We start from the raw sequence: 21,857 nt of genomic DNA on the forward strand, positions 1-21,857 counted from the left end.
ATGGACTTAATGGAACAATTCCCACTTATACAGCTAGTTAATGGAGAAGGTAAGCAGCTGGAAGAAAATCCATTTATTACGATAGCGAATGCAAAGCGGTTTTATGAACAAATGCTGTTTTCTCGTATGTTTGACCGCAAAGCTGTCAATCTGCAGCGTCAGGGTCGAATTGGTACGTATGCTCCGTTTGAAGGTCAAGAAGGCGCGCAAATTGGAAGTGCTTTAGCGTTAGAAGATGGGGACTGGATGTTTCCTACTTATCGTGATCATGCCGCCACGGCAGCTTTTGGGCATTCACTCGTCAATATTTTTCTTTATTGGAAAGGATGTATTGAAGGATGCGTTCCTCCAGAAGGAAAACACATTTTTCCTCCATCCGTTCCAATTGCTTCTCAAATTCTTCATGCAACTGGTACAGCATGGGCTGAGAAGAAAAAAGGGAGTGATCGCGTATCGCTTGTCTACTTTGGAGATGGCGCAACATCTGAAGGGGATTTTCACGAGGGATTAAATTTTGCGAGTGTGTTCCAACTTCCAGTCGTATTCTTTAATCAAAATAATGGATACGCGATAAGCGTTCCGATTGAACGACAGATGCATTCAAAAACTATTGCTCAAAAATCCCTTGCCTATGATATACCTGGCGTAAGAGTCGATGGAAATGATGTTTTTGCTGTATATAGTGAAACGCTTAAAGCGGTAGAACGTGCGAGAAACGGAGAAGGGCCAACGTTAATTGAGGCTGTTACATGGCGTTACGGGGCTCATACGACCACAGATGAACCATCCAAATACCGAGATCAAAGGGAAAGTGAACAGAGAAGGCAGAGCGAGGATCCCATTAGTCGAGTGGAAAAGTATCTAAGAGCTGAAAATAGCTGGGATGGTCATTGGGAGGAAGAGCTTAAGAAAAAGGCAGAAGAACGTTTGCAACAGGCCGTCACTGAGATGGAAAAAACAAAAAAGTCTGATGAGGGGCTTATGTTTGACCATGTGTTTGGCACTGACGTGTGGCCGGTTCAAGAACAAAAAGAGCGCTTTTTTCATAAGGAGAGTGAAAGATGAGCATAGCGGTCAATATGAAAAAGCTAACGATGGTGCAGGCGATTACTGAAGCACTCAAGGTGGTTCTTGAAGAAGATGAGTCTGTCCTTGTTCTTGGAGAAGATGTAGGGAGAAACGGCGGTGTATTTAGAGCAACTGACGGCTTGTTTGAGATGTTTGGTGACGAGCGAGTGATTGATACGCCTCTTGCCGAATCTGGGTTAATTGGTACATCGATTGGACTTGCGATGAACGGATTTAAACCCATTGTAGAGATTCAGTTTCTTGGTTTTATTTATCCGGGTTTTAATCAATTAATCACTCATGCGACACGAATTCGAACAAGGACGCAGAGTCGATATACCGTACCGATGACCATTCGTGTTCCATATGGGGCTGGTGTAAGAGCACCTGAAATTCATAGTGATAGCACTGAAGCCCTATTTGCTCATATACCGGGTTTGAAGGTTGTCGTTCCATCAACGCCGCACGATGCAAAGGGGTTATTAATTAGTAGTATAAGAGATCCGGATCCAGTGCTGTTTCTTGAACCAATGAAGATGTATCGTACTGGTAAAGGTGACGTTCCTAATGGTAGCTATACGATCCCACTTGGGAAAGGGTACAGGCGACGTAGTGGTCATGACATCTCTCTTTTTGCATGGGGAGCAATGGTGAATGTGGCAGAAGAAGCCGCCGAGAAAGCTGCTGCTAAGGGGATGGAGTGTGATGTCATTGACCTACGTTCTCTTTATCCTCTAGATAAAGAATTGATCGCTGAATCTGTACAAAAAACCGGACGTGCGGTTATTGTTCATGAGGCTCCTTCATCAGGTGGAGTTGGCAGTGAAGTGATTTCGGTCATTAATGACACTTCGTTTCTTTATATGAAGTCACCAATCAAGAAAGTAACGGGGTATGATGCACCGGTGCCGTTATTTACGCTAGAAGATGATTATTTGCCGGACGCTAACAAAGTTTTACGAGCAATTGAAGAAGCGGTTCGCTTCTGAAGGAGGGATGAAAGTTGGATGTGAAATTGCATGACATTGGAGAAGGGATGTCAGAAGGCGAAATCGTACAGCTTTTTGTTAAACCTGGCGATCACGTACAGGTTGATCAGCCCTTAGTGGAAGTACAGACGGATAAAGTCACGGCAGAGCTTCCATCTCCTTTCGCAGGAAAAGTAGAAACCATTCATGTTAAAACAGGTGAAGTCATTGAAGTAGGAGGGGTCCTTTTAACGATTTCACCAACGCCACAGCAGGCTGAGCAAACGTTGCTTCCAAATAAAAAGAAAAGAATATTAGCAGCACCGTTTACGAGAAAAGTCGCTCGGGAGAATAATGTCGATATTGAGAAAGTAACGGGGACAGGACCGGCGGGGCGAATTACCGATGAAGATATTTTCAGGCATCTTGCGACAACGCAAAATCCTGAAAAGGAAGAAACAGAGACAGCGAAACAAACATCCACCATCCCATTCTCAAAAAGGCGGAAACAAATTTCAGCAAAAATGAAAAAATCCACTTTAACGATTCCTCATGTGACTCATTTTGATGAAGTCGATGTAACGAACATCTTAGAGATGAAAAAAACGATAAAAGAAAAACGTGACCAGTCTATTTCCGTTGCTGCTTTCTATATTAAAGCTGTATGTATTGCGTTAAAGGAGTTTCCTATTTTTAATTCGGAATTAAGAGAAGAAGAAGGGCTGATTTACTTGAAGCCTGATCTTCATATTGGCATCGCTACTGATACGGAAGAAGGGCTCATTGTTCCGGTTATCCATCATTGTGATAAACGATCAATCAATGATATTCATAAAAAAATGAAAAGCCTTCATAAAGCAGCAATGAACAATGAACTCACTAGTAAAGACCTTTCATCTGGTACGTTTACTGTTAGTAACGCAGGACCGCTTGGCAGTACAGGAGCTACGCCGATTATTAATTACCCAGAAGCGGCGTTACTCGCTTTCCATAAAACGAAGAAGATGCCGGTCGTGACAGAGAATGATGAGATTGTGATTCGATCCATTATGTCGATTTCTATGACGTTTGATCACCGTATTGCAGATGGTGGGACATCTATGCGTTTTACGAATCGCTTGATTGAATTGATTGAAAACCCCTCATTCCTTTTAATGGAGCTCGTCTAATGGTTGTTGGTGAAATACTACATGAAAAAGACGTTGTTGTCATTGGAGCTGGTCCAGCCGGATATGAAGCAGCTTTTCGTGCAGCAAAGAACGGGAGAGACGTTACGCTAGTAGATCGATTTCGTTCAGGTGGAGAGTGTCTCCATAGCGGGTGTATTCCCTCGAAACTCCTTGCAACCGCTGCAAGGAAATTGGAGGAAAAGACGCCAGGAGTGAGGACGACACCCACATTTTGCATGGACAAATGGCAGGAAGAAAAGCGTGCTTTGATTGGTAAGATGGAGAAAGGGCTTCATCATCGCTTTAAGTTAACGAACATTGAATGTGTGAAGGGAGAAGCATCTTTTCGATCGCATGAGAGAATCGGTGTTGAACAAGGTGAGAAATTTGAAGTGTGGTCATTTAATCATGTGATACTTGCGACTGGTAGCAGACCAATCTCTCCAGACTTTCTCTCATTCTCAAACCCGAACATTTTGCCCTTAGAACAACTCTATACGTTATCTTCTCTTCCGAATCACCTTCTCCTTTTTGGAGCCGATTATCTCACGGTAGAGGCGGCAAGTACGTTTCGTGCACTGGGAGTAGAGGTAACCATTGTGACAGATCAACAAAACATCCTACCTGAATGGGACGAGAATATTCAGCGAGAATTAAAAAGACAATTTAAGAAACAAAAAGTAACACTGTTCACAGGAGTATCTGATTGCCGGGTTAAGGATCAAGGGCTGGTCTTAGGTTTCAGTAACGATAGAGGAGAAACCGTAGAAGTTGAAACAGAGATGATTGCCTATTCGATTGGACGAGTTGGTAATGGGAATTCGTTAGGATTGGATCAAGCGGGCGTTGATATACAGGAGAATGGCACCATTCCTATTTCTGAGAAATGTCAAACAACAAGGGCGAACATCTATGCCTGTGGAGATGTAACAGGAGACCCAACGCTAGCCGTGAAAGGAATCAAGCAGGGAAAGACAGCTGCAGATCATTGTTGTGGTAAAAACACCGCTTACTCTCTTGATTGCCTTCCGAAGGTGATTCAAACGCAAACTCCCGTGTCCTCGGTAGGCTTAACAGAAAAAGAAGCGAAAGAAGCTGGATACGAAGTGATAACTGCTAGCTCTTCTATGCGTGCAAACGGATATGCAATGGTCAATGGGGATACTGAAGGATTGATCGTCGTTCATCGAGACCGTAAGAGTCATGTGCTTCTAGGGTTTCATGCTATAGGAACAGGTGCAGTTGAGCTTATTGAAAAAGCAACGCTTGCGCTTGAGATGGGTGCGAGAGATGAAGACTTTATTTATCCTTATACCCCACACCCAGGCTATGGAGAAGCGTGGACAGATGCAGTAGAAAGGACGGCAGAAGAAAGTAACGTGAAAACAAAAGTAAGGCAATAGGTCAAACGCTCCGATTGGAGCGTTTTTTGATTTGCTCTAACTACGGATTAGCGTAAAGAAGAGGGGTAATGAATAATCATCATGGCTTTACAAGGTTGATTGGATGTATTTCGATAATGATGGTCGTAATTTGCTGTAAATCTTAAACTTTCTCCAGAAGAAATCGTAAATGCTTGGGTATCCACTTCAATATTCATACTTCCTTCTTCGATAAACAAATATTCTTCTACTCCATCAGGATGGGCAAGCGAATGATAATGACACCCTGGTGCAAGTTCAATATAAAATGTTTCAAATGATTTTCCGGGTTCCATAGGAAAGAGTGGGACTACTTTCATTTTTCCGCTTTCTTCTACGAGGGGTTGTATTTCAAATCTGTTCACCTTTTTAATAACTGGCTGTTCTTCATCGATGAATGCAGTGAAGGATACGCCTAGGCCGTTAGCAATTTTCCATAGTGTGTTGACAGTTGGGTTTGAAGCACCACGCTCTATTTGAGCAAGCATCGGTTTACTTACCGAACACCGCTCTGATAATTGATCTAGACTTAACTTATTTTCATGGCGAAGTTTCTTTAACTTCTGCCCGATTTGTTCTGTTAACGAATTTTTCATTGCCTACTCCTCTTTTTGTCGATTCAGATATTGATTGAAAGTTTGTATAATATAACATACAATAAGTTTAATATATTGAACAAAAGAGAGCAATAGGAGGGATATCGTGGAGGCAAGCGTAGCAAACAACTATTCCGGTTTTGTAGATGGTTTAAAGGGAGGAATCAGCATTGCTGTCGGGTATATGCCTGTTGCCCTAACTTTTGGCTTACTTGCAAGAACGACTGGCCTAACACTTTATGAAGCTGTTCTAATGAGTGTCCTCGTCTTTGCAGGGGCTGCTCAATACATAACGTTAAGTTTGATTGCTATTGGTACAGGGGCTTTTGAAATCATTTTTACAATCTTTATCGTTAATATTCGCCATCTCTTAATGAGTGCCTCCATAAATGAAAAAGTAGAAGAAGATACGCCCTGGAAAAAAGCAGTCTATGCTTTTGGGATTACAGATGAAACGTTTACGGTTTCAGCAACGAAAGCGGGCAAACTTACGACTGGTTATATGTTTGGCTTATGCTTCATCTCCTATTCTAGCTGGGTACTTTTTACAGGGGGAGGTTACATTGCTGGTGCTACGCTACCTGGAGTGGTTCAGCAAGGAATGAGCGTTGCACTTTACGCGATGTTTATAGGTTTGCTTATTCCTTCTGCTAAAAAAAGTCGTAAAGTTCTTTTTTTAGCAGGGTTAGCAGCTTTATTTAATAGTCTTCTTACGTTCGCTCAGTTTTCAACTGGTTGGGCGATCGTTTTGGCAACATTGTTGTCTTCCATACTAGTTGAGTGGAGGGGAGGTAGGGCAAGGAATGAGTAATACGATGATCTGGCTCATCATAGGTCTTGCTATTGTAACGTATATTCCAAGAATGGTTCCGCTCGTCTTTTTTAATTCTGATAAAATACCATCCGCTATTCAAAACGTATTAAAAAACGTTCCATTCGCTATACTGGGAGCACTCATTTTTCCAGGAATCCTTACAATCAATGATGATCTACTGTTTGGTGTTATTGGGGCAGTTGCTGCAATTCTGGCTGCCTATCTAGGAGCAAACTTAATTGTTGTCGTTATGTTTTCAGTAGCTGTTTTAAGTACTTATGCCTATTTTATTTAACAAAACCAAAAATTAAATGATTTATATTTTCTGAGTTTTGTGATATAAACTAAGTAAAACTAAATATTGTGTTCTGAAGAGGAGGAATGAAACATGCATTTGTTTCGTATTTTGATGGTTGGTTTTTTCTCAATGACCGCCGTGTCTCTCGTTTGGTTCCAATCTGTCGAACTGATCTCCTCATTCATTGATTTTTTCATTCACAATAAAAGATAACGTGTTGAAAAGAGCTTTTCTGAAAGCTCTTTTTTCTTTGTTTTTTTAATCCACTAAAATTTTGCTATACTAAACCTTGCAACAATGACAGGACCAAATAGAAAAGGATGTTGCCCTTATGAGATGTATTTCAATCGATATGGATGGGACGCTTTTAACAAACGAACAAACCGTTAGTTTCGAGAATGTAAACGCTATTCGAGAGGCACAGAGTCAAGGGATCACGGTCGTGCTCAACACTGGAAGAGCTTATGATGGAGCGATGAAGCCGCTGGAAGGTACTGGTTTAGAACTTCCAATTATTTGTTATAATGGGGCGGAGATTCGCTCAGTTGATGGAGATATCTTACACGCCATTTACCTTGATGATCAGCAAGTTCAAGCGATAAAAGAAATTCTTGATGGTGAAGGTATTTATTATCAGCTATTTACAAACAAAGGAGTTTTTACTCACGATTACGACGGGACGATCGACTTAATTATCGATATGATGAAAAGTTCAAATCCTAATTTAACAGACGAAGAATTACATATTGGCGCCAAGCGTCAGTTTGAGAGTTTGTCACTTAAGGCCGTTGATGATTTTGAAGAATTATTAGCCGATAAAAGCCTCCATGTCTATAAATTCCTTAGTTTCTCTTTTGATGAAGAACGATTGGAACGAGCGGGCGCTTCAGCGGAGAAGGTTCAGAAGACAGTTGTTACCTCATCAGGGAAAGAGAATTTAGAAATCAATCACGAAGAGGCCCAAAAAGGACTTGCACTTGAAACGTTTGTGACACAAAAAGGTCTTGATATGAAACAATCCGCTGCAATTGGAGATAACTATAATGATATTTCCATGTTTAAAAAAGCGTCTTATGCCATTGCGATGGGAAATGCGGATGAGAAAATCAAAAAACAAGTTTCGTTTGTTACGAAGAGCAATGAAGATGACGGTGTTGCCCATGCCATCTATAAATTAATGGACGAAGATCTCCTATCTAAATCTAATTAAGATAATGCTCATAAGAAGTTTAAATTTTTTTACAACGGGAACCTTTTCTACAGGAAGGGATTCCCAGATTCAATAGAGGTTTTCCGGACCCTTGTTCGCGCAGTCTTTGAAATACTCTGCTAAAGGAGCTGGAAAAGGAAATGATAAAACCAACAGAAATTGAAGAAAAAGCAACATGCAGGATGTGTGAGACAGAGTATACGTGGTATATTCCGATTGCGAAAGAAAATGTTCATGACAATGATCGGGTTGAAGCAACGGGTATCACGACGAAAAGCAGTCAGGCACCAATTGTCGAACTTCATGTACTTTCTGAATGCCCTGTATGTGGTATTCTTAATCGCTTTGATCACAGCTACGATCGTACAAATGTCTATGTGGAAAGTTCATAAATAGGATAATGAGCCAGCAGAGTATCTGCTGGCTTTTTTTAATGAAAAGAAATGGAATATTTTAATTTAGGCATCCCTTGAAAGAGTTGCGGTTCTTTTGTAGAACATATAGAGGAGATCAGGATAGACAGGTTCTAAAATAATGATTTGCTCGTACTATTGATAAAGAGGTCGTATCGGAAGGAGAATGAAGATGAAGAAACGCATAATCTGGATCATTCTAGGATTCTCCATCTACGCCCTAATCTTGGGGCTCTATTTGTTTAAATGGGCGGACTTTGGAGTTCCTGAAGCATACAGGGGAACAGCAGCAGATCCAGCCACCTTTATGACAGCCAGGCAGTTAGAACTATCAGAAGAGTACTCGCGTTACAGAAGTTTTTTATCTTTTATTGCGATTCCCTATGAATGGATGATTTATTTAGGCGTTCTTGGCTTTGGTTTATCAAAGTTGTTTAAACAATTTAGTGAAGGGATTTCAAGAAGAAGTGTCGTTGTTGTTCCGATGTATTTGCTCCTATTAACGACATTTACATGGTTGCTCACATTTCCTCTCCATTATTGGGCGAGGTCACTTTCAGTTAAATACGGCATCAACACACAATCATTCTCTGGATGGATGAAAGATGAAATGATATCCTTTTGGATTGATATCCTATTAACCTCCCTTGTTATTGGTGTTCTTTATGCGTTAATGAAACGTTATAAGAAAAAGTGGTGGTTAATGGCATGGGGGTTAATGGTTCCGTACCTTGCATTTATGATGTACATTCAGCCTGTTGTAATTGATCCTCTCTACAATGATTTTACGTCTCTGACAGATAAAGCGTTAGAAGAAGAGATTCTTACCATGGCCGATCGTGCTGATATTCCAGCGAGCCGGGTATTTGAAGTCAATATGTCAGAAAAAACAAATGCAATGAATGCTTACGTATCTGGAATTGGTTCAAATTTAAGAATTGTGCTTTGGGATACCACGTTAAGTAAGCTAGATGATGATGAAGTGCTGTTTATTATGGCGCATGAAATGGGTCATTATGTCATGAACCATTTATATGGAAATTTAGTTGGAGCGCTTGCAACGAGCTTTATTGGTTTGTATCTTGCTTACAGACTTCTCAGAGTGATGGTACAAAAATGGGGCGATTCATGGGGCGTTACTTCGGAATCAGATCTTACCTCATTACCAGCCCTATTTCTGCTTTTCTCCCTTATGTCTTTCATCGCCAGCCCTGTTGAACTTGCGGTTTCTCGTCATGCTGAAATGAATGCAGATGCGTATGCTATCGAAATGACTCATGATGTTGATGCGGCGATTGGCTCTTTTCAAACGTTAACAGTGAACAGTCTGAATGAAGTAAATCCCCCTTTTATTGTGAAATATTTTAAATACGGCCATCCTACCATGATGGAGCGATTAATTATGTTAAATGAATATGAAAAAGACGATCCCGATAAGTAAGGGATCGTTTTTTTTTGTGAATAAAGAATGGCTTGAAGGGTAACCTGTTTTGAGGAACTTATACTCCTTCGTAACAGAACCTTCACTTTATGAAAAGAGAAAGATAGTATAGGATGAAGAGTGAGTAAGAATGAAGAGTATGTGATAGGAATCCTTTAAATTGAGGGTTCCTATTGATTAATGATCATGATGAGGTGACAAACGTGAACGAGGAGATTAAGAGAGTACTTGATGCTGGGATATATGGAGCACCAGAATTAAAGCCAGCCGAGAAAGCTTTATTCTTATCAACATTTAGAGAGCGAGTCTACATTGCTCTGACGAAGAGACAGGTCGCACAGAACAATGTGTATCAAGAAGTGAAGCAAGAAATGAGACAAATTCGAAATGGAATTCTTTATTTAAATGGAGATCTATCCTATTCCATCCTTTCAAAATATATTAAAGAAGCGAGCAATCATTCTCTTTCATTTACGATTGTGAATGACAAAGAAACGGACACCCCACTCGGCCTCGTTCTAGCTTCAAAACAGAATGCGGTGGAGCGAGAAGAAATCTTTGTTCGTGATGATCGCTTTTCACTGGAGTAGTGTATGAAGAAAAAAGATCGGATGAAAATGATTAAGAAGTTTGTATTGGTTGTTCTGGCCGTTGCCCTTGGTTGGGGGATCTATAATACGGTAATCGCTGACCGAAGTGTTGGCACGGAGGTTGGGGATAAGGCAGCTGATTTCTCGCTTGAAACCATGGATGGCAAAGAAGTCAGTCTCTCAGATTATGAAGGAAAGCCTGTTTTCTTGAACTTCTGGGCAACGTGGTGTCCGCCGTGTGAAGAAGAAATGCCCGATATCCAAAAGTTTTCAGATGTGCACGGAGAGGAAGTAACAGTCCTATCCGTTAATTTTACAAAGTTTGAACCAAATAAAGAAGCGATTCCTGAATTTGTTGAATCGCATAAGCTGACGTTTCCCATTCTGATGGATCGAGAAGGCAACGTTGGGGAGAACCTTTATCAGGTTATTTCGATGCCAACGTCCTATATGATAGATAGCGAAGGTGTTATTCGTGAGAAACGCGTTGGACCACTAACGTTAAAGGATATGGAAGTATGGCTTGATAAGGTGAAATAAAAAAATGACGGTCTCGTAACGGAGGCCGTCATTTTTTGTTGTAGAAAGTGAAGGTTATTGATGTGAGATAGGCTGATAAGCGTCTTGAAAGCCTGTTGCCTTGGCTAGTCTTTCAAGCTTTTCATTAATATAGCGGTGATCAAATTTATCGAGAACTTTAGGGTCGAAGCCTCTAATAACAAATTGCCCAAACTCCCAAATGGTTTCGTGTGTATCATGTTTATTTCCATCAGCAGCTAATACTAACGAATGAAGAATGGATCCTAGAACGGATACGTCTTCCTTAGCATAGTGTCTGATCTGATAGAAGCTTTTATAAAGGTACGTGTCGTATGTGATAGGATTTGTAATTACCCGCAGGTTTTTTTGATCGTCATGATAGAGCGGATGAGGAATGTGTTTTTGACCAAGACGTGACAAGACTCTTCCTAAACGATTAATACAATTAATCGCTGTGTTAGGGTCGTTGATTCCTGGTGAAATGGCTCTCAAGGCAATTTCAACAAGCTTTTGGATGCCGTATTCAATATCTTGGTCCGTTGTTCGTTCTGTTCCAAGAGAGAGCGTATTAAGAAGTATTTGTTCATTTGGAGCATGATCAGCTGTAGACCAATAGGAAAATATGATGGTTCCTTCATCCACATATTCACCAATATCACGCTCAAGACGAATAATGAAATCCTGTCTCGTTGCAATTGAAATTAAATCAGGCAAATCGATATTTTGTAAATATCCTGATTTTGTGGATCGGATCGATATCGGATTTTTCATTTTTATCTCATCAAGTTCCCACGAGTCCCAGGAAGCGATGTTGCCTTGATTCGCTTCTTCAAAGTCTAGAAAAGTACGATCAATTGTTGTTAATGTGTTTAGTGTAATGTGTTGAATTAAATTGCCGACAAGAATCCAATTCGAAACGTGATGAATGAAGAAGACAAAATAGGCAACACAGACAATGGCATAAATGACTGCAAAAACGGGTGAAAGATAGACAACATCGTCGTGGCTGCTTTGTTCAATTAGAAGAAGAAGAATAATGAAATAGATAATGCCCCCAACAAAAATCCCAAGAACTCTTTTGGTAATGCGGTCTGTAATAAAATTCTGGAGGGTCCTTGGTGAGAAATTAGATAAGTACGTGGTAAGTACAACCATGATGGTTGAGAATGTAATGGTCGTCATTGTTAACATAGAGGAGACGAGGGTGCTTAGAATTGTTACGCTTGTGTCATATGTGGCAAAGAAAAAATAAGGAAGAACAACGGCCTCTCCTTGAATGACCGTACGATCGATAATGAGCGTGAGGATGGCAGCAAGAAAGGCCCCAACACCATAGAATGTTGGGATAAACCAGAAGCTTGATTGTATTCGCTTAAACTTATTATGCTCCATATCCCCTTTGCCTCCAAATAGAAAGATTAAGGATAGTATGTGAAGATATGGTTATCTTTCATACATGTTATTGTCTAGAAAAATAGTGAAAAAGGGAATGAAGTAGGCTGAATGGAGGGTATAGAGAAAATATAGCAAATCAAAGGAGGACAAACAGATGAAGATAGAGCGGACGGGCATCATTGAAAATTTCTCCGAAAAAAGATATGAATATTGGATCGTTGTGAATGAAGATGTGAAAATCATGGTTTCATGGATTAGTTGGGATGTGCCACAAGAACAAATTAATCATTGGATGGAAGAAATAGAGATGTCAGGCTCCTCTTCTTGAATCTCTTCTGGGCACAAGCGATTTAAGAGTGGATTGGTAGGAATACTGGTTTAATAAATATGGAAAGGTTACAGCTCATCATGAGGTGAAGAATCATTTCTTAGTGAAATATTTTCTTTTTCCATTTTCCTTTTAACAATCTCTTTTGGTTCCCAACAGTTAAACTGGTAGGTAGGCTTCGTTTCAAATCCCAGTCTCACACAGCGATAAGTCGTTCCAGCTTTTTTTACAACTTCAAAATGTCTACAAGTAGCACAACAGTGAAAACGAGAATAGCGACCATTCATTGTAGGGAATCCTTTTTTAGTGTCACATTTTCAAGGGATTCGATCTCATCCCTTTGAAAAGTAAGGCAGTAAATTTCAGGGTTTCTAAGAGCTTTCCATGTGTTAAAGTCAAAAGTAGGATCGAAATGATGCAACATTAAGGTTAATAGATTTCCGTGAGTCATTAAAAGACCATATTCTTTTGTATCGCGAAGCGCATCGCTTATCGACGCAATCCCTCGAGAAGCAGCTTCTTGACTCGATTCGCCACCAGGCATGGTATAGGAATGATCGTTGAACGTTTTCTCTAATTCTTCTAGCCAGTTTTTGATTGGTTCACCAGATAACCTTCTTTCTTCTAAACGCTCATCCAATGTAATCGATTTGTCCAGTTGAAGTGCAAGCGGCTCAATAGATTGGACAGCACGTCTATAAGGAGAACTATACAACCGATCGAATGGAATAGATTCAAGGGTTTGGGCTAGCTGTATGGATTGATTACGACCTTCTCTTGTTAATGAAGCAGTAGGTTCCTGTCCAGTTGCCTGGCAATGTCTTACGAGATATATATTTTTCTTCATCGTTGTCACTCTCCCATCATGGTAAATAACGCTATGATCGATTTTAACATTCAAACGAATGTGTTGGAAATCATTTGGAGAATATTGAAACTTTTTTGTTAGCTTAGTCGTTATAAGAGAGACCCCTTTTTTAAAAGATGTTTTACTCCCTGTTTGCTTAAAGAATGGCTAGCTATTCTTTAAGCATTTTTTTTCATGAATGCGTGTGCATCTTAAGGAAAGTGTTAAATTGGAGTGAGTTAAATGGAAAGCTTTCCAGAGCTAGTAACGAAGCGATTAAGGCTAAGACAATTAAGAGAAGCAGATGCTTCTATCCTCCTGTCCATTTTTTCGAATCCCCATACAATGAAGTACTATGGCAGTGAAAGAATGACGGGAATGGAAGAAGTCGAAGGAATGTTAATGAGTTTTAAGAAAGGTTTTGAACAAAAGCAGGTTTTTCGTTTTGGAATCGAATTGAAGAAGAGTGGGGAACTAATCGGGACTTGTGGTTTTCATAACTGGGCAAAGCGAGTGAATCGCATTGAGATGGGGTATGAACTTGAACAACAAAAAGAAGGCAATGGTTACATGTCTGAAGCACTATCAGCCATCATCCCCTTCGCCTTTCAAGAATTGGAAGTTCACCGAATTGGCGCATTGATCCACCCGAATAATGCTTCTTCTAGAAAACTAGTAAAGAAGCTAGGATTCCGTGAAGAGGGGATCCTGCGCGACTATGTGTATGCTGGGGGAGAGTATATGGACTTAATCATGCACTCTTTGCTCGAAAACGAATGGTAGTGCCGTAACATCTTTAAAGATCTAACTCATTTATCTAAGGAGGAGCAAAACGTATTCTCCTCCTTAGGTTCAAATTACAATACTGGTGAGAAAAGTCTTGCGAAAGATTCTTTGATACGATGTTTGAGCCCGCGTTTTTGATAGGAATCTTTTGTTACCTTGATGGAATCATTAAGGTCATTTTGGTAGGCTTCTACCAGGTCGTGAACTGTACTTGATTGAAATAAGAACATATTCACTTCAAAGTTTAAATTAAGTGAGCGCATATCCATATTCGCAGTGCCGATTGTTGCCAGATCATCATCAACAATCATTATTTTTTGGTGCAAGAATCCTTTTCGGTACATGTATATTTCCACTCCGTAATCAAGAAGCTCTGAAAAGTAAGATCTTGTACCATATTGCGTAAGAAAACCATCACTTATTTCAGGAACGATGAGCCTTACTTCGATGCCTCTCATAGAAGCCATAGCCAATGCGGTACGAATCGCTTTATTAGGTACAAAGTATGGGGTGGCAATCCAGACCCGTTTGGTTGCTGAAGTAATCAAGCTGAAATACAAATCCGACATAGCTCCTCGTTTCGTATCAGGACCACTTGCAACGAGCTGTGCGCCTCCATCACCTTCAACGTCATAAGTTTCAAGATATTTGCCTGATAGCAAATCCTCTCCACACATATAGGACCAGTCCATTAGGAAAACGCCGTGAAGAGCAGAAAGAACCTCTCCTTTAACGAGAAGGTGAGTATCACGCCAGAAACGCATCGAGTTCATATCTCCTGCGTATTCATCACCGATGTTTAGTCCACCTACAAATCCTACTTTTCCATCAATAACAATGATTTTACGATGGTTTCTGAAGTTAATGGTTTGATTCACGAAACCATATTTAATGGGCAAAAATTGCTGAACACGTGCGCCGGCTTCTCTTAATGCAGTCTTAGAAGCTCGTGAAAGGTTGTGACTTCCAATTGAATCATAAAGAACACGCACTTCAACACCTTGTTTCGCTTTTTTGACGAGTAAATCAATGATGGAAAGCCCTAGCTCATCTGATCGAAAGGTGTAGTATTCCATGTGTATATACGTTTCGGCCTTTTCAATTTCGTCTTTAATGGCCGTAAATGTTTCTCTACCATTTAGTAAAAGCTTTGTTGTCGACCTTAGACTAATAGGACTTGCCACCATTGTAGCAATTAAATTTGAAAAATTTTGATTACGCTCACTTAATTCGTGCCATTTTTCAGCAGCAGGGAAATTTACATATTTCTGAAAAAACTCAAGTCCATTGGTGCGCTTCTCTTTAAATAAATGCCCTTTTACTTCTAGTTGACCAGAGAATAAAAAGAAAACATAACCGACGATAGGAAAGAAAATTAAAACATAAATCCATAATAGCGATTTGTAGGGAGATCTTCCTTCAAGGAGAAGAACGAATAAAATCGAAAGTAAAATAGCGACATAAAGAATTCCCGCTCCCCATTTCCAAATAGGTGATAACGAAGTAAACAGAATGATCGAAATAGATGTTGTCATTAGAAGGAAGAAAAGAATTTGTCTTGCTTGTTTCATAGTGTAGCCCACCTCATTTGAATTTGGCCAAAAAAAGTAAGGGCATCGCCCTTACTCCGCATGTTTAGATTTACGCTTTACGCGGTAGCGTCCCCATAAATCAATAAGCTGATCCCCGATTTCGACTAGTTGGGAATCTCTTGTTTCACGCTGTGGATTAGGGGTGTTTTTAATGGAGGACACCAGTCTTTTAAAAGGCTCTGGTGAGGATTTTGCCGTTTGAATAACACCTTGTACGGTTTCTTTCTTCGTTTGAATACCTTCTGAAATAGATGCTGTCGTTGCTGTAAGTTTGTTTGTTTCGTCATTAATTCGATCAACTTTCTCTTGAAACCTTGCTGCGGTTTCTGATAAATCCGTTAATGATTTTTTTGTTTCTTTCATATTTTTTACTGCTATGTATCCTAAATAAATAATGGAAAGAACAACAATTGCAATGCTAATGTAGACGATAACCATATGATAACCCTCCTATTTACGACTATAAGTTAATATTCTCTTACCCTTAACAGGCTATACGCAAACAAATTGTTGCGAAATTAATTTGCAGAAAATTGAAACGCTTGGATTGTGTGAAACGTATTCAATAACGAGAAGGAGAGATGAAACATGAATCGTTATTCAATTGAAGAATTTGTAAGATCAACGGAACAGAAGGATAAGGGAGAAGGTTTTTTTGAACTAGAAACGCCAAGAATGTTAGAAGTGAATTTATCTGGAAGAGTGTGGGCAAAGGCTGGGGCAATGATTACTTATAATGGGCAAATAAAATTTGAAAGAGAAGGGATTCTTGAACACGGCCTGGGGAAAATGTTCAAAAAAGCTCTTACAGGTGAAGGAGCCTCTTTAATGAAAGCAGAGGGAAACGGTAAGCTTTATCTTGCAGATGCTGGAAAGAAGATTTCAATCCTTCATTTGCAAAGCGGTGAATCAATTAGTGTCAATGGGAATGATCTTCTGGCATTTGAAGATGGGATCAACTGGGATATTAAAATGATGAAACGTATTACTGGAATGATGGCAGGTGGGTTATTTAATGTTAGCTGTCAGGGGCCAGGAATGGTCGCAATCACAAGTCACTATGAACCTCTTACGATTCGAGTTTCACCAGGTAAGCCAGTTATAACCGATCCCAATGCAACTGTCGCATGGTCTGGTCAACTGCAGCCGAATTTTCAAACGGATGTTTCATTAAAGTCGTTTTTTGGAAGAGGGAGCGGGGAGTCTGTGCAAATGAGATTTGAAGGAGAAGGGTTTGTAGTCGTACAGCCATTTGAAGAAGTGTACATGCAAAACAATCAGGGATGACAATGTCGTTTTCATTAGAAGATCGTGAACTTAAAGCAGGTGTGAAGTTACTTGATGGGCGTCCATTCTATCTTTCACTTGAGGGTATTGAAAAATTGAAAGAGGTTGATAGGGTTGATTCGTTGTTAGATCGTTTAGATCAAGCACTAGCGTCGAATGAAGTTCATCACGTTTCCATTACTCTGGATCGATTTCATACCTCTGGAATTCAAAGGTTAAAAAATAATTCTTATTTTTTGCGATCTACAACATTGGAATATTATAAGGATTTTCAATTGGAAAAAGTCTGTGCTAATCATAATTGTAGTATTACTTATGAACAGATCGAAGAAGCGAGAATCAATTCGTTTCTTACAATGTGGGAGTTATGTTCGAGGGGTTCGCTTAATTCTCCGTCTAAACATACGATTGGTGTTCAGTATGATGCGATGAAGAAGGAGATTGGGGAACAGTATAAGACTAGCTGCTATCTCGTTTATTGGGAAGGAAAGCAGTTAGGGATCGTGATTCCTATCATTGAACCTGGTACGAAGGAAGAAGGAAGGTTGTTTTATATGGGGATTTTACCAGAGCAGCGTGGGAAAGGATTCGGAACACCGTTACACCAGCTTGGTTTAGCCCTATTACAAGAGAAAGGGGCTACACATTATATCGGCAGTACCGGAGTTGAGAATATACCGATGCAGCAAATATTTCGCAATAATAATTGCAAACCATTTTTCCAGGCAGTCACCTATATAAAAGAGAAGTAAAAAACGCGAAACTTATCATAATATGCTGAAGGAAGTAAAATATTCCTATTGAAATTAATAGAATTTTCATTATAATCATACAAAAGGGTACTCAACAAAGGAGAGTGCGTGTATGATTCGTTTAGAAAAAGGCAACCTTCTTAAAAGTGACTGTACTGTGATTGCACATCAATGTGACTGTTTTAATGCGATGGACGTTGGAATTGCAAAATCAGTAAAAGAAACTTATCCTGAAGCAGTGAAAGCAGATGAGGACTTTCCGTTTTCTCCTAAAAAGAAACTTGGAAAATGCTCCTTTGCTTTAAGTCGAGATAATAAACGTATCATTGCCAATCTCTATGGTCAGTACAAACCAGCTGGTCTACAAACGAATTATCCTGCCTGGCTAAAGTCGTTTGAGCATATGATCAAAGAATTGAAGCCTTTTGAAGAAAAGGGTTTTAAAGTTAAAATCGGATGTGGAATTGACAAAGATGATTTAATTAACGTAAAAAAATCACTTGAGAAGCTTTCTAAGAAATATGAAAAACCAATACATGTTTACTATTCTTAAAGGAAACGCCCCCGTCTTGGGGGCGTTTTTTGATGTATAAAAGAATTCCTATTTTTAGTAAGAACGAATCAAAATTGTTAAAAGCATCCATTTTGTCGTTTAGCAATTGACTAGCGTGGAATACAACAAATGTAGCGCAGGATATAAAATTACTAGAGGAGGTTTCAAAAATGGCTAACAATAGTAATGACAAAATGAGTAGAGAAGAAGCCGGTCGTAAAGGTGGAAACAAAACAGCAAGAGAACATAACAAAGATTTTTATCAAGATATTGGACAAAAAGGTGGAGAAAAGACAGCTAAGGAACATGATCAGGAATTCTATCAAGAAATAGGCGAAAAAGGCGGCAAGAAAACGGCTCGCGAACATAACAAAGAGTTTTTTGAAGACATAGGTGAAAAAGGCGGAAAGAAAACAGCACGTGAACATGATAAAGAGTTTTATCAGGAAATAGGAGAAAAGGGTGGAGAACAAACTTCGAAAAATCAAGATAAGGAATTTTATAAGGAAATAGGGAAAAAAGGTGGCAAGAACAGTAATAACAGCAACAATAACAATTAATGAGGTAATAAGAAAAAGAACGAAGGGGGGAACCCCTTCGTTCTTTTTCTTAACTTGTTGATGACTAACTTTAAGTTAAATGACTATACCATACATAAAACATCCCTTCGCTTAAGCGAAGGGATGTTTTATGTATTAAAATGTGCGTTCTTCTTCAACTTCATGCTGGTCATTAAGAATTAATAGGCGACTAGGTGAATCACCTTTTGCAAGTTCTTCTGCTTTCTCAATGGCAGTTGAACGCATATCGTAAAGATCTGTTGGAGCAACGTCCTCGATTTTAACGTACCAACCTGTAACATCTTTATTTGGTGCTACTGTATATTCCTTCATGATCATGTCCTCCTTTAATCTGTGTATAATTGACTCTTCCCACGATAAAGGGGGCTAAAACCTGCTTTCTATAAGAATAAAAAAAACCAGCGCATTTACGCTGATTTTCCCACCAAAAGAAAGCAGTTTCATTCAGTGGCCTAAAAGTGATTTAGCTTTCCTTAATGATCCGATTTGTTGACCCTTCCCTCAGAGGGAAAATCGCCTCTAAATAGAAGGGACACTTTATTGTGGTTGTGAAATTATGTAGAAACCGATTACAAATGCAATAGGCACGATCCAAACCATAAAGGCTAGCGCCCACACAGTAAAACGGTTCCATTCTTTTTCTTTAGTAGCCAAGAGCAGACCCTCCACATCATAAGTTTAGTTTCATTATAACATGGACATAGCTAAATTATGTGTGAACGATTGAAATTGTTGAAAATTCAAGATACGAATCGAATGGTTATAGGATAGCGATAAGTTTCGCCTTGATTGGCCTTCACAGAGGCGATGACGATGAGGGTAAGGTGAAGGATAAAGAGTAAGGGGAGCAGTATTAAACCGATGATTATAATGCTGAAAATAGCCAGGATAACAGCATACAACGTTATGCTAATTTGGAAGTTTAGAGACTCTTTCCCTTGCCTATCTATATAGGAACTGTCTTCCTTTTTAATTGACCAGATGATGATGGGAGCGATGATATGTCCAAAAGGGACTAAATAGCCTGACAATGCAGAGAGATGAAGATACATAGCCCACTGACGTGTCAATTGATCAGGTACAGTTTCTTTCTTTTCCATCACAATCCCTCCCGTAGCCTCTATCTATTTTTAGCATATTAGTTCACTGTTTGGGATATGCCTTTAAGTATTTTCGTAACAAAAAAAGGAACCAGTCTTGGTTCCTTAATTGGCGTTATAGCTAATGTGGTAGGAAGCTCGTTCTGTACGAACAACTAATCCAGCCGACTGCTTTTTTACATCGTTTAATTCTTCAAGTGGTATCTCGAAAATAGAGTGTGGTAACGGTAAAGCAGACTCTTCCGAAATGACCTTTCCTTCTCCTTTAAGCTGAAGAAGGGTTGAAGCAGTGTAGTCGTCAACGGTTTCACCACGATGTTGAAAAGAAAAGTCTTCAAGTTTCATGATTGTTTTATCAAGATCATCTTGTTCTCTCTTCTCAATGATGAGATGACCGCCAACCCAATCAGTTAGCGTACTGCGAACTTCTGATAACATTGTCGTCGTATCCATTTGACTCACCTCGATATTAATTTTCCCCAACTAAATGGATCGTAAACCGCATAACTGAATTTGAGCGAGTGATGATGATATACTTGGACTATGAAATGAGACAAAGGATGATTGTCGTGAAAACAATAAAAATTGATGATGTGCTTAATAAAGAAATGCCCATAATTGATGTAAGAACACCAGCTGAATTTGAGAAGTTTCATATTCCTGGAGCAGTTAACTTACCAATCTTTACGAATGAGGAACGGGAAGTCGTAGGGACCACTTATAAACAAAAAGGGACAGAAGCAGCGAAAGAATTGGGGATTTCAATCGTTTCTCCTCAGATTCCGTTTATTTATAAAAGAGTCAAAGAGTTAACAAATCATCAGGAATTTGCCGTTTACTGCTGGAGAGGTGGAATGCGAAGTAAAAGCCTGGTAACGATTTTTGATATGATGGGTTTACCAAGTCGTCAAGTAGAAGGTGGGATTCGAGCATATCGCCAGAAAGTAACGGCTGGACTTGAAGATTTTGCGATACAAACAACGCCGTACCTTGTTTTAGAAGGATTAACTGGAACATCGAAAACAGAAATTCTAACTGCTTTAGAAAAAAAAGGTTATCCGGTAATTGATCTCGAAGGACTTGCTGCTCATAGAGGGTCCGTGTTTGGGAGAGTCGATTTACCTGAAAGAAGTCAAAAGGAATTTGAAGCGAAACTCTATCTTCGACTGATAGAGATTGGAGAGACACCCTATTACATCATCGAATCTGAAAGTAAGCGCCTTGGGAATATAATTATTCCTGACTTTATTCTGGAGGGCAAACAAAAAGGGACGCGTATACAAGTCCACGCCCCGCTTTCTTATCGAATTCATACGATCTTAAGTACGTATCACCCTGAACAACATCACAAAGAAATTTCAGATGCGATTACAAAAATTGAAAAACGATTTTCTAATGAAGATAAAGAAGTAATCAATCAGGCTCTTGAAGCAAAAAACTATGAATGTATTATTGAACGACTGCTACTTTATTATTACGACCCAAGATATGAACACAAGGCTTATGAAAATGAAGGGAACATCATTCATTTGAGTTACAAATCGCTTGAAGAAGGTATTCAGCTTGTCCAGAATGAAGTTGATCGATTAGAAATTAAGCTTCGATTAGAAGGCGAGAAAGTTTCGCTTTAATGGATTTTCTTTCTTCGGGAAGCTGTTCCTTGTTGTATCGTTCAATCAGGTCATCAATACGTTTGAAATATAAATGACTTACCCACGCGACGTAACTCCGGTAAACTGGCGATTTAAGAAAGCGGAGAAGCATATTATCATCAGGCCCGAAGTAGTAAGTCTTATCGTCAAAAAAAGTAGAAAATCGTCTGAAGGATAATTTAGTAAATGAGTTGTCCAATTCAAATCGAAACTTGTTAAGGGCATCTGGAATTAAACGGATCGTAAAAACATCATCGTTATCGAACATTTCCTTCGGCGTGGGTAAGATTAAATACGGATATTCCTGATCATCAAGGGCAATAAAGAAATCTTCAGGAGATTCGTGGCAACTAGGCACTCGTTTGACGGTGGTTTCAACAATCAACTGATAGACTGAATCATTCATTTCGTATCCTCCCTTTGTAATCTATCATCATTGTTACCGTACTAGTAAAC

The 21,857-nt window shown here is 39.5% G+C and carries 29 protein-coding genes; 19 read left to right on the forward strand and 10 right to left on the reverse strand.

The window, feature by feature from the left end; translation table 11 throughout:
* Genes pdhA through LC090_RS18615 form a run of 4 tightly spaced genes read left to right on the forward strand, consistent with a single transcriptional unit; the run spans position 1 to position 4,608 of the window.
* The gene (gene pdhA / locus LC090_RS18600; protein WP_425590673.1) at positions 1 to 1,065 is read left to right on the forward strand and encodes a pyruvate dehydrogenase (acetyl-transferring) E1 component subunit alpha; all 1,065 of its coding nucleotides are present in this window, start codon (positions 1 to 3) and stop codon (positions 1,063 to 1,065) included.
* Positions 1,062 to 2,057 carry an alpha-ketoacid dehydrogenase subunit beta gene (locus tag LC090_RS18605; RefSeq protein ID WP_226659511.1) on the forward strand — a complete coding sequence of 332 codons (996 nt, stop codon included), beginning with the start codon at positions 1,062 to 1,064 and terminating at the stop codon, positions 2,055 to 2,057. Before pdhA ends, LC090_RS18605 begins: the two co-directional genes overlap by 4 nt.
* 20 nt (positions 2,058 to 2,077) lie before the next feature.
* The gene (locus LC090_RS18610) at positions 2,078 to 3,205 is read left to right on the forward strand and encodes a dihydrolipoamide acetyltransferase family protein (RefSeq protein WP_369522772.1); all 1,128 of its coding nucleotides are present in this window, start codon (positions 2,078 to 2,080) and stop codon (positions 3,203 to 3,205) included.
* On the forward strand, positions 3,205 to 4,608 hold the full coding sequence (locus LC090_RS18615; RefSeq protein ID WP_226659513.1) for a dihydrolipoyl dehydrogenase family protein: 1,404 nt from the start codon (positions 3,205 to 3,207) through the stop codon (positions 4,606 to 4,608). Before LC090_RS18610 ends, LC090_RS18615 begins: the two co-directional genes overlap by 1 nt.
* 47 nt (positions 4,609 to 4,655) lie before the next feature.
* Here the strand turns inward: LC090_RS18615 and LC090_RS18620 are convergent, their stop codons facing one another.
* Positions 4,656 to 5,222 (reverse strand): helix-turn-helix domain-containing protein, encoded by a 567-nt coding sequence (locus LC090_RS18620; RefSeq protein ID WP_226659514.1) that lies wholly within the window; start codon positions 5,220 to 5,222, stop codon positions 4,656 to 4,658.
* A gap of 103 nt (positions 5,223 to 5,325) precedes the next feature.
* Between LC090_RS18620 and LC090_RS18625 the strand changes: the two genes are divergently transcribed.
* The 8 genes from LC090_RS18625 (at position 5,326) to LC090_RS18655 (ending at position 10,528) form a co-directional block, all read left to right on the forward strand.
* Positions 5,326 to 6,033: an AzlC family ABC transporter permease gene (locus tag LC090_RS18625; RefSeq protein WP_425590674.1), complete on the forward strand. Its 708-nt coding sequence runs from the start codon at positions 5,326 to 5,328 to the stop codon at positions 6,031 to 6,033.
* Complete coding sequence (locus tag LC090_RS18630; protein WP_226659516.1) at positions 6,026 to 6,331, forward strand: AzlD domain-containing protein; 306 nt, start codon at positions 6,026 to 6,028, stop codon at positions 6,329 to 6,331. The genes LC090_RS18625 and LC090_RS18630 overlap by 8 nt, the downstream gene beginning before the upstream one ends.
* 93 nt (positions 6,332 to 6,424) lie before the next feature.
* Positions 6,425 to 6,547: a hypothetical protein gene (locus tag LC090_RS22035; protein ID WP_255648197.1), complete on the forward strand. Its 123-nt coding sequence runs from the start codon at positions 6,425 to 6,427 to the stop codon at positions 6,545 to 6,547.
* A 118-nt stretch (positions 6,548 to 6,665) separates the two neighbouring features.
* Positions 6,666 to 7,544: a Cof-type HAD-IIB family hydrolase gene (locus tag LC090_RS18635; protein ID WP_226659517.1), complete on the forward strand. Its 879-nt coding sequence runs from the start codon at positions 6,666 to 6,668 to the stop codon at positions 7,542 to 7,544.
* Positions 7,545 to 7,684: 140 nt separating this feature from the next.
* Entirely contained in the window at positions 7,685 to 7,936 is a 252-nt protein-coding gene (locus LC090_RS18640; RefSeq protein ID WP_226659518.1) for a hypothetical protein, read from the forward strand.
* 193 nt (positions 7,937 to 8,129) lie between these two features.
* Positions 8,130 to 9,398 carry a M48 family metallopeptidase gene (locus LC090_RS18645; protein WP_226659519.1) on the forward strand — a complete coding sequence of 423 codons (1,269 nt, stop codon included), beginning with the start codon at positions 8,130 to 8,132 and terminating at the stop codon, positions 9,396 to 9,398.
* Between the two features lie 203 nt (positions 9,399 to 9,601).
* Positions 9,602 to 9,988, forward strand: coding sequence for a YueI family protein (locus tag LC090_RS18650; protein WP_226659520.1), 387 nt, complete (start codon positions 9,602 to 9,604; stop codon positions 9,986 to 9,988).
* A gap of 3 nt (positions 9,989 to 9,991) precedes the next feature.
* Positions 9,992 to 10,528 (forward strand): redoxin domain-containing protein, encoded by a 537-nt coding sequence (locus LC090_RS18655; protein ID WP_226659521.1) that lies wholly within the window; start codon positions 9,992 to 9,994, stop codon positions 10,526 to 10,528.
* Positions 10,529 to 10,582: 54 nt separating this feature from the next.
* Here LC090_RS18655 and LC090_RS18660 read toward each other — a convergent pair whose 3' ends face one another.
* Positions 10,583 to 11,920 carry a DUF2254 domain-containing protein gene (locus tag LC090_RS18660; protein ID WP_226659522.1) on the reverse strand — a complete coding sequence of 446 codons (1,338 nt, stop codon included), beginning with the start codon at positions 11,918 to 11,920 and terminating at the stop codon, positions 10,583 to 10,585.
* Positions 11,921 to 12,077: 157 nt separating this feature from the next.
* Between LC090_RS18660 and LC090_RS18665 the strand changes: the two genes are divergently transcribed.
* Positions 12,078 to 12,251, forward strand: a complete 174-nt coding sequence (locus LC090_RS18665; RefSeq protein ID WP_226659523.1) for a hypothetical protein — start codon at positions 12,078 to 12,080, stop codon at positions 12,249 to 12,251.
* A 68-nt stretch (positions 12,252 to 12,319) separates the two neighbouring features.
* Here LC090_RS18665 and LC090_RS18670 read toward each other — a convergent pair whose 3' ends face one another.
* Both LC090_RS18670 and LC090_RS18675 read right to left on the reverse strand, forming a co-directional pair.
* Entirely contained in the window at positions 12,320 to 12,538 is a 219-nt protein-coding gene (locus LC090_RS18670) for a hypothetical protein (protein WP_226659524.1), read from the reverse strand.
* The gene (locus LC090_RS18675; protein ID WP_226659525.1) at positions 12,535 to 13,098 is read right to left on the reverse strand and encodes a histidine phosphatase family protein; all 564 of its coding nucleotides are present in this window, start codon (positions 13,096 to 13,098) and stop codon (positions 12,535 to 12,537) included. Before LC090_RS18675 ends, LC090_RS18670 begins: the two co-directional genes overlap by 4 nt.
* Positions 13,099 to 13,341: 243 nt before the next feature.
* Between LC090_RS18675 and LC090_RS18680 the strand changes: the two genes are divergently transcribed.
* Positions 13,342 to 13,881, forward strand: a complete 540-nt coding sequence (locus LC090_RS18680; RefSeq protein WP_226659526.1) for a GNAT family N-acetyltransferase — start codon at positions 13,342 to 13,344, stop codon at positions 13,879 to 13,881.
* Between the two features lie 74 nt (positions 13,882 to 13,955).
* Here LC090_RS18680 and cls read toward each other — a convergent pair whose 3' ends face one another.
* Positions 13,956 to 15,455 (reverse strand): cardiolipin synthase, encoded by a 1,500-nt coding sequence (cls, locus tag LC090_RS18685; protein WP_226659527.1) that lies wholly within the window; start codon positions 15,453 to 15,455, stop codon positions 13,956 to 13,958.
* A 51-nt stretch (positions 15,456 to 15,506) separates the two neighbouring features.
* A complete protein-coding gene (locus LC090_RS18690; protein WP_226659528.1) occupies positions 15,507 to 15,914 on the reverse strand; it encodes a DUF948 domain-containing protein in 408 nt (135 codons plus the stop codon).
* A gap of 150 nt (positions 15,915 to 16,064) precedes the next feature.
* On the opposite strand from LC090_RS18690, the gene LC090_RS18695 reads away from it, so the two are divergent.
* From LC090_RS18695 to LC090_RS18710, 4 genes are all read left to right on the forward strand, one after another.
* The gene (locus LC090_RS18695) at positions 16,065 to 16,763 is read left to right on the forward strand and encodes an AIM24 family protein (protein ID WP_226659529.1); all 699 of its coding nucleotides are present in this window, start codon (positions 16,065 to 16,067) and stop codon (positions 16,761 to 16,763) included.
* Between the two features lie 2 nt (positions 16,764 to 16,765).
* A complete protein-coding gene (locus LC090_RS18700; RefSeq protein WP_226659530.1) occupies positions 16,766 to 17,515 on the forward strand; it encodes a GNAT family N-acetyltransferase in 750 nt (249 codons plus the stop codon).
* Positions 17,516 to 17,627: 112 nt separating this feature from the next.
* Positions 17,628 to 18,068 (forward strand): hypothetical protein, encoded by a 441-nt coding sequence (locus LC090_RS18705; RefSeq protein WP_226659531.1) that lies wholly within the window; start codon positions 17,628 to 17,630, stop codon positions 18,066 to 18,068.
* Positions 18,069 to 18,238: 170 nt separating this feature from the next.
* On the forward strand, positions 18,239 to 18,628 hold the full coding sequence (locus tag LC090_RS18710) for a KGG domain-containing protein (protein ID WP_226659532.1): 390 nt from the start codon (positions 18,239 to 18,241) through the stop codon (positions 18,626 to 18,628).
* Positions 18,629 to 18,763: 135 nt separating this feature from the next.
* Here the strand turns inward: LC090_RS18710 and LC090_RS18715 are convergent, their stop codons facing one another.
* From LC090_RS18715 to LC090_RS18725, 3 genes are all read right to left on the reverse strand, one after another.
* Complete coding sequence (locus tag LC090_RS18715) at positions 18,764 to 18,961, reverse strand: DUF2188 domain-containing protein (RefSeq protein WP_098446507.1); 198 nt, start codon at positions 18,959 to 18,961, stop codon at positions 18,764 to 18,766.
* Positions 18,962 to 19,389: 428 nt separating this feature from the next.
* Complete coding sequence (locus tag LC090_RS18720) at positions 19,390 to 19,749, reverse strand: DUF4870 domain-containing protein (protein WP_226659533.1); 360 nt, start codon at positions 19,747 to 19,749, stop codon at positions 19,390 to 19,392.
* Between the two features lie 105 nt (positions 19,750 to 19,854).
* On the reverse strand, positions 19,855 to 20,202 hold the full coding sequence (locus LC090_RS18725) for a hypothetical protein (RefSeq protein WP_226659534.1): 348 nt from the start codon (positions 20,200 to 20,202) through the stop codon (positions 19,855 to 19,857).
* A gap of 116 nt (positions 20,203 to 20,318) precedes the next feature.
* Between LC090_RS18725 and mnmH the strand changes: the two genes are divergently transcribed.
* Entirely contained in the window at positions 20,319 to 21,380 is a 1,062-nt protein-coding gene (gene mnmH / locus LC090_RS18730; protein WP_226659535.1) for a tRNA 2-selenouridine(34) synthase MnmH, read from the forward strand.
* Here the strand turns inward: mnmH and LC090_RS18735 are convergent.
* The gene (locus tag LC090_RS18735; RefSeq protein ID WP_226659536.1) at positions 21,343 to 21,807 is read right to left on the reverse strand and encodes a hypothetical protein; all 465 of its coding nucleotides are present in this window, start codon (positions 21,805 to 21,807) and stop codon (positions 21,343 to 21,345) included. The genes mnmH and LC090_RS18735 overlap by 38 nt on opposite strands.
* Between the last annotated feature and the right edge of the window lie 50 nt (positions 21,808 to 21,857).

Origin of the sequence: Guptibacillus hwajinpoensis (genome assembly GCF_020524165.1) — a bacterium.
GTDB lineage: Bacteria > Bacillota > Bacilli > Bacillales > Guptibacillaceae > Guptibacillus > Guptibacillus hwajinpoensis_D.

What these genes read in the sequence shown, in the direction of transcription:
- LC090_RS18735 (WP_226659536.1), bottom strand. Translation starts at nt 21,807, where the DNA reads ATGAATGATTCAGTCTATCAGTTGATTGTTGAAACCACCGTCAAACGA.
- LC090_RS18620 (WP_226659514.1), bottom strand. Translation starts at nt 5,222, where the DNA reads ATGAAAAATTCGTTAACAGAACAAATCGGGCAGAAGTTAAAGAAACTT.
- LC090_RS18635 (WP_226659517.1), top strand. Translation starts at nt 6,666, where the DNA reads ATGAGATGTATTTCAATCGATATGGATGGGACGCTTTTAACAAACGAA.
- LC090_RS18720 (WP_226659533.1), bottom strand. Translation starts at nt 19,749, where the DNA reads ATGGAAAAGAAAGAAACTGTACCTGATCAATTGACACGTCAGTGGGCT.
- cls (WP_226659527.1), bottom strand. Translation starts at nt 15,455, where the DNA reads ATGAAACAAGCAAGACAAATTCTTTTCTTCCTTCTAATGACAACATCT.
- LC090_RS18670 (WP_226659524.1), bottom strand. Translation starts at nt 12,538, where the DNA reads ATGAATGGTCGCTATTCTCGTTTTCACTGTTGTGCTACTTGTAGACAT.
- LC090_RS18655 (WP_226659521.1), top strand. Translation starts at nt 9,992, where the DNA reads ATGAAGAAAAAAGATCGGATGAAAATGATTAAGAAGTTTGTATTGGTT.
- LC090_RS18645 (WP_226659519.1), top strand. Translation starts at nt 8,130, where the DNA reads ATGAAGAAACGCATAATCTGGATCATTCTAGGATTCTCCATCTACGCC.
- LC090_RS18660 (WP_226659522.1), bottom strand. Translation starts at nt 11,920, where the DNA reads ATGGAGCATAATAAGTTTAAGCGAATACAATCAAGCTTCTGGTTTATC.
- LC090_RS18700 (WP_226659530.1), top strand. Translation starts at nt 16,766, where the DNA reads ATGTCGTTTTCATTAGAAGATCGTGAACTTAAAGCAGGTGTGAAGTTA.
- LC090_RS18605 (WP_226659511.1), top strand. Translation starts at nt 1,062, where the DNA reads ATGAGCATAGCGGTCAATATGAAAAAGCTAACGATGGTGCAGGCGATT.
- LC090_RS18690 (WP_226659528.1), bottom strand. Translation starts at nt 15,914, where the DNA reads ATGGTTATCGTCTACATTAGCATTGCAATTGTTGTTCTTTCCATTATT.
- LC090_RS22035 (WP_255648197.1), top strand. Translation starts at nt 6,425, where the DNA reads ATGCATTTGTTTCGTATTTTGATGGTTGGTTTTTTCTCAATGACCGCC.
- LC090_RS18640 (WP_226659518.1), top strand. Translation starts at nt 7,685, where the DNA reads ATGATAAAACCAACAGAAATTGAAGAAAAAGCAACATGCAGGATGTGT.
- LC090_RS18715 (WP_098446507.1), bottom strand. Translation starts at nt 18,961, where the DNA reads ATGAAGGAATATACAGTAGCACCAAATAAAGATGTTACAGGTTGGTAC.
- LC090_RS18710 (WP_226659532.1), top strand. Translation starts at nt 18,239, where the DNA reads ATGGCTAACAATAGTAATGACAAAATGAGTAGAGAAGAAGCCGGTCGT.
- LC090_RS18680 (WP_226659526.1), top strand. Translation starts at nt 13,342, where the DNA reads ATGGAAAGCTTTCCAGAGCTAGTAACGAAGCGATTAAGGCTAAGACAA.
- LC090_RS18725 (WP_226659534.1), bottom strand. Translation starts at nt 20,202, where the DNA reads ATGGATACGACGACAATGTTATCAGAAGTTCGCAGTACGCTAACTGAT.
- LC090_RS18630 (WP_226659516.1), top strand. Translation starts at nt 6,026, where the DNA reads ATGAGTAATACGATGATCTGGCTCATCATAGGTCTTGCTATTGTAACG.
- pdhA (WP_425590673.1), top strand. Translation starts at nt 1, where the DNA reads ATGGACTTAATGGAACAATTCCCACTTATACAGCTAGTTAATGGAGAA.
- LC090_RS18665 (WP_226659523.1), top strand. Translation starts at nt 12,078, where the DNA reads ATGAAGATAGAGCGGACGGGCATCATTGAAAATTTCTCCGAAAAAAGA.
- LC090_RS18695 (WP_226659529.1), top strand. Translation starts at nt 16,065, where the DNA reads ATGAATCGTTATTCAATTGAAGAATTTGTAAGATCAACGGAACAGAAG.
- LC090_RS18675 (WP_226659525.1), bottom strand. Translation starts at nt 13,098, where the DNA reads ATGAAGAAAAATATATATCTCGTAAGACATTGCCAGGCAACTGGACAG.
- LC090_RS18615 (WP_226659513.1), top strand. Translation starts at nt 3,205, where the DNA reads ATGGTTGTTGGTGAAATACTACATGAAAAAGACGTTGTTGTCATTGGA.
- LC090_RS18705 (WP_226659531.1), top strand. Translation starts at nt 17,628, where the DNA reads ATGATTCGTTTAGAAAAAGGCAACCTTCTTAAAAGTGACTGTACTGTG.